Genomic DNA, 13,327 nt, shown 5'->3' with positions numbered 1-13,327 from the left:
ATCCACAGAAAACAGCCGACACACGAAGCAAATCAGCCAGCCGAGTAGGCCACTTCCGCCATAGGATCTCTGACAGGAACCTGGGTTTCACTCGCAGACTCCGAAGAGGTTCCTTCCGAGCAAATTATTGTCGCGCCTTGCAGAGCAGCCTTCTTGAGCGCCCCGTCCAAAACCTCCTTCTTCATCCCAAGAGCAGCAGAAAGAATATGGACTGCGAGTACAGGCGGGACTGCGTTGCCAATCTGTTGGGCGATGTCGCTGCCGCGCCATTGGTAACCCGATGGGAAACTTTGCAGTTGCCCCGCCTCGGAGTGGGAGAACCGCGAATCAGGACATCCGGGCGCAATCACCCGATTACGGCTGATTTTTCCGGTGACCGTGAAGGCCGGCTGATCGTGCGTACGGCGACCACGAGCCTTGGGATCTCCACCGGAGCCATAGTTGGAGATGACCTCGAACGGTTTCGGCCGCTCAAGCACGTCCCCCATGGACACCCATGGACGCAGACTCCGGTCCCCTTCCTCTCTACCGACACCCTTTCGATACCATCGGTGAGTCGCCTCCGGCAGGCGCGCTGGACCATCAAGACGAGCGATCAGGACAGCACGGCGTCGTGTTTGCGGCACACCGAACTGTTCAGAACGCAGAATTCCGCAATCAACAGAGTAGCCCTTTTCGCGCAAGACGGCTCCCACTGCCTTCCAGACAGGCAGGACGGTCTGCACTTGTTCCAACACGATCGCCTCATAAGGCTGCCCGCTCTCCAGCGCAGCCAAAGCCCACCGCAAGGGCTCGAGGACTAGCAAGGTTCGCCGGTCTGCCGCCACCCTGGAAAGTTCTGCAGTGAGATTCTCAACGCCGCCACTGGCCATGATCTTATCGAATCCGGGAATTCGGCGAAAAGCTCGACGCCCGTCTCCGTTACCGGCGACGGTGTAGGTCTGACAGGGCGGCCCGCCCGCCAGAACGGTGGCATCAGGAAAGTGCGAGGGGTCAAAATCGCACACATCGCCCTGCTTGGTGGCCAGCCCGGCTGCTTCTCTGGTGGCGCAAGCGTTCGGATCCAGCTCGACTCCCGTCACCGGCACCCCCAACCAGCGTGCTGCGACATCCAGCCCTCCCGGCCCTGCGAACAGATCCACGATTCGGTGGGCTGGCACGTGATCTCCTGGCTTTCGAAGGCGGCGAGAGTGACGATCGGGGCGTTTCGGACACAGTCGCCCCGCATTACCCGCCAGAGGGTTGCCGATGTCGGTCGGACAGAATAGCTGCTGCTCAGGGCCACCCCCCACAGCGGTCCCACACGTACATCGGCTCATGAGAGGTCTCCTCCGTGCGGCCGCAGGGCCGTCGCCATTCGCTCTCCCAGGGCACGGGCCACCGGAGGTGGCGTCGCGTGCCCGAGCTGCCTGTATCGGGCGGTCTTGCCACCCTGCAGCCTCCAGTGAGGTGGAAAGCCCTGGAGGAGCGCGACTTGCTCGACGGTGAGCTTCGGCAGGTTCCTCACGTCCCCGTTCGGATCCCACTGGTAATCGGCGCCGGGGACCTCGTCCCCGATACCTCCGCCGTTGACCCCCATGCGTGCCCATGCCTTCTTGGTGCCGGTGGGGCCGAGATCGGCACCACCTCGGCGCTCCGAGCCGCCGACGATCGCGGGGGCGGGACGATCGGCCCGAGCCGCCCAGGCCGCAGCTCCGGGCCACCCACGTGCCGCCATGGACTTCCACAACACGGCCCCTACTGTCGGAGGGGGCGTGCGCAGTGGCTCCGGCCACCGGAAGCGCCCTGCCGACTCGGGCTGGAGCGCGACCAGCAGGCCCATCTTCCGATCCTGAGCGATCCCGAAGTCGCGGGCGTTGATCGTCCGCCAGTGCAGCGCGTATCCGAGGTGCTCCAGTTCGAGCCGGACGAACTCGCGAATGTCGGTGAACGCATCGTCGCTCACCAGGGCGGGAACGTTCTCGATCAACACCGCACGCGGCCGTACCTCGGCGACCAGCCATACGGCCGCCTCCAGCAACTCCCTCTCGTAGAGGTCCTCGGCGCGTCTGACCGCAGCCGGGGACTTGACCCGTGGAAGCCCGGCCGCCAGCAGATCGACGTCGTAGGTGTACGGATGCTCCTGTGCGACGAAGTCCCGCAGGTCCATCTCCAGGACTCGCCAACCGAGGCGGTTGGTCCTCAGGGTGTCGCATGCGTACTGGTTCTTCTCGACCAGGGCGACCGGATCGAATCCGGCGGCGTCGAGCCCCATCGTCAGCCCCCCGGCTCCCGCGCAGATCTCCAGCGACGTCAGGCGAGCTGAGGTCAAGTGAACGTCCCCCCGTGTGCGCTCCTGTCCGGCCGGCAACGACCGTAGCCGGAAGAAGCAGCACACGCGTGGGATCGGTCAAAGATCGCGGACACCGGACATCGTTCGGGAACGTACTCGGCGCTCCGTCACCACCTGGGCAACCCGACCGGCCACTGCGTCAGGGGACTCGTGCTCCCAGAAACGCAGCACCACCCACCCTTCTTCCGAGAGCCGTTCCGTTGTCTCCAGGTCGCGGCTGATGTTCCGATCGAGCTTCTGACGCCACCACTCCTTGTTCGCCTTGGGTTGGGTGGCGTGCTCGGGACACCCGTGCCAGAAACAGCCGTCCAGGAAGACCGCCACCTTGGTACCGGGGAAAGCGATGTCGATGGTCCGGCGTGGCATACCCGGAACCTTCCGGTGCAGCCGGTAGCGATATCCGGCGGCGTACAGCAGGCGGCGAACCGCTACCTCCGGGCTCGTGTCGCGGTTGGCTTGGCGGCTCATCCGGGCCGAGACACTCGGAGAGGAAGGAGCAGGCATACAGCCATCGTGCCGGCGGGCAAGGCGTCGCCGCAGCCGGAGCGGGGCTCGGGTAACTGCGCGACACCCGCCTCTGCCTCGTAGCTCATCCGGGCGTGGTCGCGGAAGTCGTCCGGGTCCCGCCCCTGCTCCGCCTGCCAGCGGAGAAGGTCGGCGATGAGCCGGTCGCCGACCCGCCAAGAACGGCAAGACTGCGTGTACTGGTCGGTGCCAGTGAGGCGACGGGCGGTTCTCGCCCGCGACGAGCCTCCGCACCTGTGGACCGTGCTCGACGTGCCTGGAGGCGGCGTACGGGCCGGGGAGCGTGGCCGTGCGGGACGGCAAGGGGGCGGACGGGCCCGTGCTGAGGTTTCCGGCGGGGGCGTGGGAAACGTTCCTGGAGGGTGTCAAGGCTCACGGCGGGCGCGGGCGCGAACTCTGCTAGACAGGGCGCATGAGCCTCTACGACATCCCCCTGCGCACCCTGGCCGGCGAGCCCACCACCCTCGGCGAGCACCGGGGCAAGGTGCTGCTGGTCGTCAATGTCGCGTCCAAGTGCGGGCTGACCCCGCAGTACGAGGGCCTGGAGCGGCTGCAGAAGAAGTACGCCGACCGCGGGTTCACCGTGGTCGGCGTGCCGTGCAACCAGTTCATGGGCCAGGAGCCCGGCACCGCCGAGGAGATCGGGACGTTCTGCTCGGCCACCTACGGCGTCACCTTCCCGATGCTGGAGAAGACCGACGTCAACGGGGACGGCAGGCACCCGCTCTACGCCGAGCTGACGAAGCTGGCCGACGCCGGGGGGCAGGCCGGGGACGTGCAGTGGAACTTCGAGAAGTTCCTCATCGCGGCTGACGGCACCCCCGCCGCCCGGTTCCGCCCGCGCACCGAGCCGGAGGCGCCGGAGGTCGTCGCCGCGATCGAGGAGCGGCTGCCGGCCTGATCCGGTGACCGTTCGAGTCCGGCCGTGAACGGTCGGCCGTTCACGGCCGGCGGCCGGTGCGGGCGGACCGGCCGCCGGTCCCCGGGTTCGCCGGTTCCGCCGGGTTCAGGCGCGGCATGCGCGCGCTGCCCCAAGTGCCCATCAGCACGTGCACCAGCGCGGCCCCCACCAGGACGCCGTCGTACGACGGGGCGTCCTCGTCCGTGGTGGGATCGGCCGCGCCCTCGGGGTCGTGGCGCACGCGCAGGACGTCGCCCTCCGCCACATGCCTTTCGCAGCCGTCGCCCTGTGTCAGGTAGGGGGAGATCTCCCGGCCGGAGAGGTCGCGCAGGACGCACCGGTCGGTCTTCCCGTTCCTCTTCTCCACGACCACGGCCTGCGTCCACCGCCCCCGCTCCCGCAGCCCGTCGTCGTGCCCGGCCTGCCCGGCGGTGACGCCCAGCACGGCGCCGGTGAGGACGGGGAAGGCGAGCTGCCAGGCGGCCTTGCGCCGGTTCCACGGGACGGAGCGCGGTTCGAGCACGGGCACCAGCAGGGCCGCCAGCGGGATCAGGAGGCAGGCGGTCAGGGTCGCCGGGCCCCGCAGCCACCGGTTCAGCGGCGCTGCCGGGGCGAGGTAGGCCAGGGCCACAGCGGCGGTGGCGCACGCCGTGTGGAACACGAACCACCAGACCGCCCTGGTGAAACGCGGGGAGGAGCCCGCCTCCGTCGCCTCGGCCGTGCCGTCCGTCCTCGCACCCATCGCCGATCCCGCCCCCGCATCCCCGCCGCGTCCGTCGGGGTCGAGGCTAGCCACCCGTTCGAACGTCAGCGCAGCGGGCGGAAAAAGGCGCGCAGATCGCCGGTGAGGAGGCCGGGCCGCTCCAGGGCGGGGAAGTGGCCGCCCCCGGCGAAGCGGCTCCAGTGGGCGGCGGCGCCGTCGGGGTCGGCCAGGGGGCGGAGGCCGGTGCCCGAGGAGGCGAACTCCGCGACGCCGATGGGTACGTCGGCGGGGACGTCGGCGGGGACACCGGTGCCCGGCCCGCCCGCCGGGCGGTTCCGGGCGAGGTGCTCCAGCTCGCGGCGCGTCTCGTAGGTGAAGTGGGCCGTGGAGGCGCCCAGGCGGCCGAGCCAGTACAGCGTCACCTTCGTCAGGAGCAGGTCGCGGTCGACGGCGTCCTCGGGAAGTTCGGCGGCCGGGTCGGTCCACTCGTGGAACTTCTCCGTGATCCAGGCCAGTTGGGCGACCGGCGAGTCGGTGAGGCCGTAGCCCAGGGTCTGCGGGCGGGTGGACTGGATCCGGTACGAGCCCATCCCGTCCTCCGCGAAGGCGGGTCCGGGCCGCACGCCCACCGTCCCCGCCGCCGAGAGCACCGGCACCATGTCGTCCGTGCCCGCCATGGCGAGGTGCAGGCCGGCGACGTGCCCGGGAACCGTCCGCCGCAGGGTGCCCGCGATGCCGCCGCCGACATCGAAGCCGTGGACGCCGTAGCGGTCGTGGCCGAGGCGCCGCATCAGCTCGGCGAAGGCGGCGGCCGTGCGCATCACGCCCCAGCCCGGCCCGGCGACGGGGGTGGAGAAGCCGAAGCCGGGGGTGGACGGGGCGATCACGTGGAAGGCGTCCGCCGGGTCGCCGCCGTGGGCACGGGGGTCGGCCAGGGCGTCGGCGACCAGGAGGAAGTCCACCGGCGATCCGGGCCAGCCGTGGCACAGCAGCAGCGGCAGGGCGCCCGGTTCGGGCGAGCGCCGGTGGAGGAAGTGGAGGGTCTGCCCGTCGACGGTGGTGGTGAACTGCGGGACGGCGTTCAGCCGGGCCTCCTGTGCGCGCCAGTCGTAGGCGGTGCGCCAGTACTCGGCCAGTTCCCTCAGGTACGCCAGGGGCACTCCCCTGCCCCAGCCGGGCTCGGGCGACTCGGCGGGCCAGCGCGTACGGGCCAGTCGCTCCCTCAGGTCCGCCAGCTCGGCGTCGGGGACCTCGATGCGGAACGGGTGGACGGCGGCGGGGGCGCCGGGCACGGTCGCCCCGGCGGGTGCGGTGCTCCCGGCGCTTGCGGGGTTCTCGGTGGTCTGCTGCTTCATGGGGACGACGTTAGGAAGGCTTGAGGAACACTTCTTTCCTCAAGTGGACGGCAGAATGAGGGAATGCTGGAGACCTCCGCACGGCTGCTCCGCCTGCTCTCGCTGCTCCAGTCCCGTCCCGACTGGTCCGGCGCCGAGCTGGCCGAACGGCTCTCGGTGACGCCCCGGACCGTCCGCAACGACATCGGCCGGCTGCGCGCCCTCGGCTACCGGATCCACTCCACCACCGGTACGGCCGGCGGCTACCGGCTCGGCGCCGGTGCGGCGCTGCCGCCGCTGCTGCTGGACGACGAGGAGGCCGTCGCCGTGGCCGTCGGTCTGCACGCCGCCGCGGCCGGCTCGGTGACCGGCATCGAGGAGGCCTCGCTGCGCGCCCTCACCAAGCTGCGGCAGCTCCTGCCCTCCCGGCTGCGCCACCGGCTCGACGCGCTGCGCGCCGCCACGGTCTCGGTGGGCGGCCGGCACGGGCCGACCGTGGACCCCGGGGTGCTGACCGCGATCGCCGCCGCCGTACGCGACCGGGAGCGGCTGCGCTTCGACTACCTCGCCCACGACGGAACGCAGAGCGTGCGCACCGTCGAGCCGCACCGCCTGGTCCACACCGGGCGCCGCTGGTATCTGCTGGCCTGGGACGACGGCCGCGGCGACTGGCGCAGTTTCCGCGCCGACCGCGTCCGCCTCCGCACCCCGAACGGTCCCCGCTTCACGCCCCGGGAGCCGCCGGGCGGCGGCGCCGTCGAGCATGTGCTGCGCGGGACGGGCTCGGCGGCGTGGCGGCACCAGGCCCGCGTACGGCTGCACGCGTCCCCGGCGGAGGCGGGCGAGCGGATCGTGCCGACGGCCGGGCTGCTGACCGACGACGGCGGGGGCGGGTGCGTGCTGGAGACCGGGGGCGACTCCCTCCACAACCTCGCCGCGTTCCTGGGCACCCTGGACCTGCCGTTCACCGTGCTCGACCCGCCCGAGCTGCGCGACCTGCTGCGCACCCTCGCCGACCGCTACCGGGCCGCCGCGGACGATCCCCATACGCCTTGACTTGAAGGCGACTTCAACTGTGAGGGTGGTTACGTGACACGAGGGCACGCCCTGTGACCGACGAGGAGGCACCCATGTCCATGACACCCGTATATCCCGACCCCACCCGCCCCGAGGCCCGAACCGTCCTCATCAGCGTCTGGGACGTCGGCACGCCCGAGCGGCAGCGGGCCGCCGCGGACGCCATCGCAGCCACCTGGGGGAAGCGGGAGTGGCCGACGCCGGGCATGCTGTCGTACAGCGTCTACGCGGGGGCCGACGGCCGGACGCTGCTGCACTACTCCCAGTGGACGGGCGAGGAGGCGTACGAGGAGTTCGTGCGCACCCACCGGCAGGAGCGCAACGACGAGATCGACGACGCGGTGCCGGGGATCGAGCGGCTGCGGCTGACGCGCACCCGGCGCTACCGCAGCCTGCCGCAGGAGCGGGACGGACGGGGGCGGGACGGAAAGCGGCCCGAGCCGGGGTGCGTGGTGGTCGTGGAGGTCGGGTTCGAGGGGCCGGACGAGGCGCGGCAGCGGGCATGGGTGGACACCGTGGCCGCGGCGATCGAGGACGACGGCGCCGGCGGGGGCCTGCCGCCCGGCGGCATCTCGGCCCACTTCCATCTGAGCACGGACGGCACGCGCGTGGTCAACTATGCGGAGTGGGAGAGCGAGCAGGCGCACATCGACGCGCTGGAGGCGCCGGGCAGGGGCATCGGCTCGCCGTCCCCGCTGTGGGACCGGGTGCGGAACTTCCCCGGGATGGTGAGCAACGACGTGGCGCGCTACCGGCTGCTGTTCTCCACCGAGCGCCCCGGGGAGCCGGCGGAGCGGGCTGCGGCGGCACGGCAGGCGTGACAGGCGTGGCGGGCGCCGCAGGCGCGGTGGGCGCGTGCGGGCGGGGAAGGCCGGCAGCCCTGGTGTCGGGGGGGGATGAGCCACCAGGGCCGCCGGGGTGTGGGAGCCGGCGTGCGAGAGCGCGGGCGGGGCCCGCGGGCCGTCGGCCGGACCGCCGTCAGATGGACTGGCCCTTGCTCCGCAGCCAGGTCAGCGGGTCGATCGGGTCGCCGCCGCCGGGACGGACCTCCAGGTGGAGGTGCGCTCCGGTGGAGTTGCCGGTGGAGCCGACGCGGCCGATGACGTCGCCGGTGGTCACCTTGCCGGTGGTGACGGTCATGGAGGACAGGTGGCAGTACCAGATCTCCGTGCCGTCGTCGAGCTTGAGGATGATGCGGTAGCCGTAGGAGCCCGCCCAGCCCGCCTCGACGATCTCGCCGCTGTGCACCGCCTTGACCGGGGTGCCGGTGGGGGCCGCGAAGTCCAGGCCGGTGTGGTTGTTGGCCCACATCGAGCCGGACTGGCCGTAGGTGGAGGTGAGCTGGTACGAGGCGAGGGGGAGGGTGTAGCTGGCCGCGAGCTTGGCCAGGCGCTCGGCCTCGGCCTTGCGCGCCGCCTCCTCGGCGGCCTTGCGCTTGCGCTCGGCCTCCTCCGCGGCGGCCTGTTCCGCGGCCTCGTCGGCCGCCTCGTCCGCCGCCTGGGCGGCGGCCTTCTCGAGCGCGGCCTGGGCGGCGCCGGTCTGCTGCTGGTCGGCCTGCTGGAGGATGCGCGCCCGCAGCGCCTCGCCGGCGTCCGCCGTCACGACGGTCGTGGTGGCGTCGGAGGTGTCCAGGCCGGCCTGGGTGACGGTGCCGCCGAAGGGGCTGGTGGCCTCCCCCTGCGGGGCGGGGCCGTTGTCGTCGCCGCCGGAGACCATGCCGCCGACGACGGGGAGGCCCTCGGCCACGGCGCCGAGGTCCACGTCCGGCAGGGAGATGGCGACCGGGGACTTGTCCTTGGCGGTGGCTATGCCGCCCGCGCCGACGGCGGCGATCACGCCGACGCCGAGGACCGCTCCGCTGCGGGCCATGCCGTTGCGCTGCTTGGCGACGCGGTGCCGGCCGCGGACCGGACGGACGGATTCCTCGGTCGGGTTCCACACCGGCCGGTCGCCGTCGCTTTCCGGGCCGAAAGGGGTGAAAGCGGCGGTGTGCGGGTCGTACGAGACCTCGGGGGCCGGGCTGCTGGACGCCACTGGGGCGCTCTCCTTTCCTTCCTTCTCGCCTACCGGGTTAGCTGACGGGTTCGGAGCAGGAAGGTCTCCTACGGATCCATACGGGCATGCCGCATGGCCCCGATTCACCCCAATTGGTGGTTCCCCGGTTCCCTGCGCGCGTCCTCGCTGTTGGCGGGGCCGCGCGTACGGGATTCGGCGACGGCGCACGGTGCCGCCCTCTTCGGCGACAGTGACGACCGCGCTGCGTTATCGAACGTTAATAGAGGTGCGCTCCGGATTCCAAGTCCCCTCTTTGGATATGGGGCTTTCTTGACGGAGGACTATCGGGGCATTGACGGGCCAATTCGGGCGAGTCGACCGCCGGATCGGCGCATGAGACGCACGCCACACCATCTGACGTTGCCTCAGATGTTATGCGGAGGGGCGCATGGCGGCTACGGACGGTCACCGCCGGCCGGAGGCTCCGGGGGCCCGGGGTCGCGCATGACCGCCAGCAGCGCCATGTCGTCGGACCGGTGCCCGCGGGTGTGCGCGTCGACGTCCGCGAGGAGGTGGTCGAGCAGGGGGGCCGGCCCGGGGAAGTGCCGGCCGCGCAGCCCCTCCACCGGGTCGTAGAAGGCGTCCGCCGCGTTCCGCGCCTCCGTCAGGCCGTCGGTGTGGAGCAGCAGCAGGGAGCCGGGCGGGAAGGGCACCGGTCCGGTCCGCCCGCTCCCGGAAGCCCCCGCCAGGTCCCCCAGCCCCAGCGGCAGCGCGTACGCCTCCGTGTCCGGCTCCAGCAGCCGCACCTCCCCCTCCCCGGTCAGCAGCACCGGCGGCGGATGGCCCCGGTTGACGATCCGCAGGCTCCCCGCTTCCCCGGCCGGGATCTCGGCGAGCACGGCCGTGACGAACTCCTCCGACCGGCCCGCCCCCGTCTCGCGCTGCCCGGCCTCCCGGATCAGGGCGTGCTCGATGCGGTCGGCGACCGCCGCCAGGTCCTCCTCGGTCTCGGCCGCCTCCCGGAAGGCGCCGAGCACGACGGTGGCCGTGCCGACGGCGCCCGTCCCCTTGCCGCGCACGTCGCCCACCAGCAGCCGCAGCCCGTACGGCGTCCGCTCCACGCCGTACAGGTCGCCGCCGATGCGGGCGTGCGCCTGCGCGGCCTCGTAGCGGACGGCGATCCCGAGGTCGCCGACCCGGCCGGGCGGCACGGGCAGCACCGCGAGCTGGACGGCCTCGGCGACCCGGTGGGCCGATGCCACGCTGATGTCGCTGTGGTGCAGCACGCGGCTGAGGACGAGGGCCAGCACTCCGACGGTGGTGTTGGTGACCAGCCGCGCCGTGCTCTCCGCCGGGGGCAGTCCGGCCCGCACCAGCAGGGCGAGGACCACGGCCGTCGAGGCGGCCACCATGGCCGCCGTGCCGCCGAACGTCCACAGGGCCGCGGCGACCAGGCACGCCGCGATGAACGGCGCGCTCAGGAACACCTCGGGAGGGGTCAGCAGATTGACCGCCAGCCCCATCAGGACCAGCAGCAGGGGCAGCAACCAGGGCGGGCGGCCGACGACGGGGATGACACGGGCACGGGTCCTGCCCCCGCCCGTGTCCTGCCGCCCGTCGCCGTGCACCCCTCCAATCTTCCCGATGCCCGGCGTCCCGGCGAGTCGATCAGGTCCGGCCGGACGACGCCGGACGCCGGGGCACCGAGCACCAGGGCCCGGGCACCTACGCCCGGCGGGCGGCGACCGCGCGGCGCACCCCGTACGAGGCGGCACCGGCCGCCAGCACCGCCGCGCCCAGGAGCACCGAGGCGAGCGGCAGGGCGAAGGCCAGCACCACGCACCCGGTCAGCCCCACCGCCGGCACGATCCGCGGCGGGCGCCCCTCGCCGGGGCCGAGGGTCCAGGCGGAGGCGTTGGCGACCGCGTAGTAGGCCAGGACGCCGAAGGAGGAGAAGCCGATCGCGCCGCGCAGATCCGCCGTGGCGGCCACCACCGCCACCACCGCGCCGACGGCGAGCTCGGCGCGGTGCGGCACGCCGGAGCGCGGATGCACGGCGGCCAGCGCGGACGGCAGGTGCCGGTCGCGGGCCATCGCCAGGGTGGTGCGCGAAACGCCGAGGATCAGGGCCAGCAGCGAGCCCAGCGCCGCCACCGCCGCCCCGGCGGTGACGACCGGGACCAGCTCCGGTACGCCCGCCGCGCGCACCGCGTCGGCCAGCGGCGCGGTCGCCCGGCCCAGCGCGTCGCCGCCCAGCACACCGAGCAGCGCGACCGCGACGGCGGCGTAGACGACCAGGGTGATGCCCAGCGCCAGGGGGATCGCCCGGGGGATGGTGCGGGCCGGATCGCGCACCTCCTCGCCGAGGGTGGCGATGCGCGCGTACCCGGCGAAGGCGAAGAACAGCAGGCCCGCCGCCTGGAGCACACCGCCGGGCGAGACGCCGCCGGACGTGTCCGCCCCGGACGGCGAGGACCAGAAGGCCAGCCGTGCGGCGTCCGCCTCGCCGGAGGTCAGGCAGGCGACCACGACGGCGGCCAGCACCGCCAGGACGGTCGTCACGATCGCGCGGGTCAGCCAGGCGGTCTTCTGAACGCCCGCGTAGTTCACCGCCACCAGTGCCACCACCGCCGCGACCGCGACCGCGTGCGCCTGTTCCGGCCACACGTACAGGCCCACCGTCAGGGCCATCGCCGCGCACGAGGCGGTCTTGCCGACCACGAAGCCCCAGCCGGCCAGATGGCCCCAGAACGGGCCCAGCCGCTCGCGGCCGTAGACGTAGGTGCCGCCGGAGGCCGGGTAGCGGGCGGCCAGCCGGGCCGAGGAGGCCGCGTTGCAGTACGCGACCACCGCCGCCAGCGCCAGGCCGAGCAGCAGACCGGCCCCGGCCGCCCGGGCCGCCGGGGCGAAGGCCGCGAAGACGCCCGCGCCGATCATCGACCCCAGGCCGATCACCACCGCGTCGCCGGTGCCCAGCCGCCGCAGCAGCCTCCCGCCCGGCTCCGCCCCCGCTCCCGTCCCCGCTCCGGCTCCGGCCTCCGCCGGTTCCCGGGCAGGTTCCCGGGAGGGTCCCTGGACCGGTGATCCGCTCATGGTCGGTCTCCATCCTTATCCGTGGAAGTCCGCGGGAGCCGCCGAGAGTCCGGGCCTTCCGGCCGGCTGCGCCGAACGCCGCGTCCGATCCGGCGGACGCAGCCCCCTCCCCACCGCGAGTACCGGACGGTAATGTCGGCTGGGAGGACGGTCGGCCTCCTCAGCAGGCACGTTCCGTGTTCCCGGCGGTTCGGTCCCGATGGTGCGGAGGAAGCGTATGGCGCGAGACAGCCGGCCGGCGCGTCCCGGCGGCGATCCGGAGGAGCGGTGGCAGCTCCTGTGGAGCCACCGCGAGCAGTTGCTGAGGGTGGCCCGGCGGCGCTCCCCGAGCGTGGAGGACGCCGAGGACGCGGTCCACGAGGCGCTGCTGAGGGCCTGGGAGAACCCGCAGGTGGAGGACGAGCGCCTGGGCGCGTGGCTGACGACGGTGACCGTGCGGCTGTGCGTCGACCGGCACCGGCAGATCAGCCGCGAGGCCGAGGTGGGCAGCCGCTCCACGCTCGCCGCCCCCGGCGCGCCGCCGGTCGAGGACGTGGTGTGCGACCGTGCGGAGGCCTCCTGGGTGGCGACGCGCAGCGTGGAGCTGCCGCCGCGCCAGGCGGAGGCCCTGTGGCTGAAGGCGGAGGACCTGGACGTCGGGCAGGTCGCCCGGAAGATGGGCCTGAGCTACCGGACGGTGGAGTCGCTGCTGGCCCGGGCCCGGCGTACGATGCGCGCCTCGCTCGCGGGGACGCTGGCGCTCACCGCGTGGCTGCTCGGCCGGGGCAAGGCGCCCGTCACGGGAGGTCTCCAGACGGCGGGGGCGGTGTCCACGGCGACCGTGGTGGCCGTCCTGGGCCTCGCGCTGCCCGCCTCGGAGCGACCGCAGGACCATCTCCCTCCCCGGGCCGGCGCCGCCCCGGCCGCCGAGCGGCCCGCGGCGGACGGCGGGCCGGACCGGCCCGCGGCCCCCGGCCGCCCCGCCCCCGAAGGGGCGCGGCACACGGCGGACCGGGCAGCGGAGGGCGGCCGTACGGCGGGGCCGGAGCCCGCCGCGAGCGGTGCGCCGGTGCTCCCGGAACCGCCGCGCCCGCCGGAGCTGCCAGGGGTGCCGGAGGAGACCGGCGTGCCGGAGGCCGGCGGGCTTCCTCGGCTGGAGCCAGACGCACTTCCCCGGCCGGAGGCCCCGTCCCTGCCCGGCGGCGGCCTCGGCGGTCCGGACGCGGCGGGCGGCGGCTCCGTCGCCCCCGACGAGCTGTCCCGAACCGCCAAAGACGCCGGGGACGCGGTCGAGGGCGCGACCGGGAAGGCGGCCGGGAGCCTCACCGCGGATCCGGCCGGGGACCCGGTCGGCGCCCTCCCCTGACCGGGCCGGCACACGGGGCGGG

The 13,327-nt window shown here is 73.3% G+C and carries 13 protein-coding genes and 1 riboswitch; of the genes, 5 read left to right on the top strand and 8 right to left on the bottom strand.

Translation table 11 applies throughout. The features are described 5' to 3' along the window. Positions 1-32 precede the first annotated feature (32 nt). From QPK52_RS14220 to QPK52_RS14210, 3 genes are all read right to left on the bottom strand, one after another. Positions 33-1,160: a DNA cytosine methyltransferase gene (locus tag QPK52_RS14220; RefSeq protein WP_410537853.1), complete on the bottom strand. Its 1,128-nt coding sequence runs from the start codon at positions 1,158-1,160 to the stop codon at positions 33-35. A 155-nt stretch (positions 1,161-1,315) separates the two neighbouring features. Next, positions 1,316-2,311: a DNA cytosine methyltransferase gene (locus QPK52_RS14215; protein ID WP_410537852.1), complete on the bottom strand. Its 996-nt coding sequence runs from the start codon at positions 2,309-2,311 to the stop codon at positions 1,316-1,318. A gap of 78 nt (positions 2,312-2,389) precedes the next feature. Next, positions 2,390-2,836, bottom strand: a complete 447-nt coding sequence (locus QPK52_RS14210; protein ID WP_410537851.1) for a very short patch repair endonuclease — start codon at positions 2,834-2,836, stop codon at positions 2,390-2,392. A gap of 277 nt (positions 2,837-3,113) precedes the next feature. On the opposite strand from QPK52_RS14210, the gene QPK52_RS14205 reads away from it, so the two are divergent. Further along, positions 3,114-3,260 carry a DUF397 domain-containing protein gene (locus tag QPK52_RS14205; protein ID WP_410540329.1) on the top strand — a complete coding sequence of 49 codons (147 nt, stop codon included), beginning with the start codon at positions 3,114-3,116 and terminating at the stop codon, positions 3,258-3,260. A 9-nt stretch (positions 3,261-3,269) separates the two neighbouring features. Then, positions 3,270-3,758 carry a glutathione peroxidase gene (locus tag QPK52_RS14200; RefSeq protein ID WP_410537850.1) on the top strand — a complete coding sequence of 163 codons (489 nt, stop codon included), beginning with the start codon at positions 3,270-3,272 and terminating at the stop codon, positions 3,756-3,758. 40 nt (positions 3,759-3,798) lie between these two features. On the opposite strand, the gene QPK52_RS14195 is transcribed toward QPK52_RS14200, so the two are convergent. Both QPK52_RS14195 and QPK52_RS14190 read right to left on the bottom strand, forming a co-directional pair. Continuing rightward, entirely contained in the window at positions 3,799-4,500 is a 702-nt protein-coding gene (locus QPK52_RS14195) for a hypothetical protein (RefSeq protein WP_410537849.1), read from the bottom strand. A 65-nt stretch (positions 4,501-4,565) separates the two neighbouring features. Beyond that, entirely contained in the window at positions 4,566-5,816 is a 1,251-nt protein-coding gene (locus tag QPK52_RS14190) for an epoxide hydrolase family protein (RefSeq protein ID WP_410537848.1), read from the bottom strand. 63 nt (positions 5,817-5,879) lie between these two features. On the opposite strand from QPK52_RS14190, the gene QPK52_RS14185 reads away from it, so the two are divergent. Then, a complete protein-coding gene (locus QPK52_RS14185) occupies positions 5,880-6,851 on the top strand; it encodes a helix-turn-helix transcriptional regulator (protein WP_410537847.1) in 972 nt (323 codons plus the stop codon). Between the two features lie 80 nt (positions 6,852-6,931). After that, on the top strand, positions 6,932-7,693 hold the full coding sequence (locus tag QPK52_RS14180; protein WP_410537846.1) for an antibiotic biosynthesis monooxygenase: 762 nt from the start codon (positions 6,932-6,934) through the stop codon (positions 7,691-7,693). Between the two features lie 157 nt (positions 7,694-7,850). Here the strand turns inward: QPK52_RS14180 and QPK52_RS14175 are convergent, their stop codons facing one another. From QPK52_RS14175 to QPK52_RS14165, 3 genes are all read right to left on the bottom strand, one after another. After that, positions 7,851-8,906, bottom strand: coding sequence for a M23 family metallopeptidase (locus QPK52_RS14175; protein ID WP_410537845.1), 1,056 nt, complete (start codon positions 8,904-8,906; stop codon positions 7,851-7,853). An 11-nt stretch (positions 8,907-8,917) separates the two neighbouring features. Further along, a riboswitch (cyclic di-AMP (ydaO/yuaA leader) is annotated at positions 8,918-9,096 on the bottom strand. Positions 9,097-9,322: 226 nt separating this feature from the next. Continuing rightward, entirely contained in the window at positions 9,323-10,495 is a 1,173-nt protein-coding gene (locus QPK52_RS14170; protein WP_410537844.1) for a PP2C family protein-serine/threonine phosphatase, read from the bottom strand. 97 nt (positions 10,496-10,592) lie between these two features. Then, a complete protein-coding gene (locus QPK52_RS14165; protein WP_410537843.1) occupies positions 10,593-11,960 on the bottom strand; it encodes an APC family permease in 1,368 nt (455 codons plus the stop codon). 217 nt (positions 11,961-12,177) lie between these two features. Between QPK52_RS14165 and QPK52_RS14160 the strand changes: the two genes are divergently transcribed. Further along, positions 12,178-13,305 (top strand): RNA polymerase sigma factor, encoded by a 1,128-nt coding sequence (locus QPK52_RS14160; RefSeq protein ID WP_410537842.1) that lies wholly within the window; start codon positions 12,178-12,180, stop codon positions 13,303-13,305. The last annotated feature ends 22 nt before the right edge of the window (positions 13,306-13,327 follow it).

Origin of the sequence: Streptomyces sp. KL2 (genome assembly GCF_046529545.1) — a bacterium.
GTDB classification, from domain to species: Bacteria; Actinomycetota; Actinomycetes; order Streptomycetales; family Streptomycetaceae; genus Streptomyces; species Streptomyces radiopugnans.
This window is presented reverse-complemented; position numbering and strand designations above follow the sequence as displayed.

What these genes read in the sequence shown, in the direction of transcription:
- QPK52_RS14210 (WP_410537851.1), bottom strand. Translation starts at nt 2,836, where the DNA reads ATGCCTGCTCCTTCCTCTCCGAGTGTCTCGGCCCGGATGAGCCGCCAA.
- QPK52_RS14200 (WP_410537850.1), top strand. Translation starts at nt 3,270, where the DNA reads ATGAGCCTCTACGACATCCCCCTGCGCACCCTGGCCGGCGAGCCCACC.
- QPK52_RS14195 (WP_410537849.1), bottom strand. Translation starts at nt 4,500, where the DNA reads ATGGGTGCGAGGACGGACGGCACGGCCGAGGCGACGGAGGCGGGCTCC.
- QPK52_RS14190 (WP_410537848.1), bottom strand. Translation starts at nt 5,816, where the DNA reads ATGAAGCAGCAGACCACCGAGAACCCCGCAAGCGCCGGGAGCACCGCA.
- QPK52_RS14185 (WP_410537847.1), top strand. Translation starts at nt 5,880, where the DNA reads ATGCTGGAGACCTCCGCACGGCTGCTCCGCCTGCTCTCGCTGCTCCAG.
- QPK52_RS14180 (WP_410537846.1), top strand. Translation starts at nt 6,932, where the DNA reads ATGACACCCGTATATCCCGACCCCACCCGCCCCGAGGCCCGAACCGTC.
- QPK52_RS14165 (WP_410537843.1), bottom strand. Translation starts at nt 11,960, where the DNA reads ATGAGCGGATCACCGGTCCAGGGACCCTCCCGGGAACCTGCCCGGGAA.
- QPK52_RS14160 (WP_410537842.1), top strand. Translation starts at nt 12,178, where the DNA reads ATGGCGCGAGACAGCCGGCCGGCGCGTCCCGGCGGCGATCCGGAGGAG.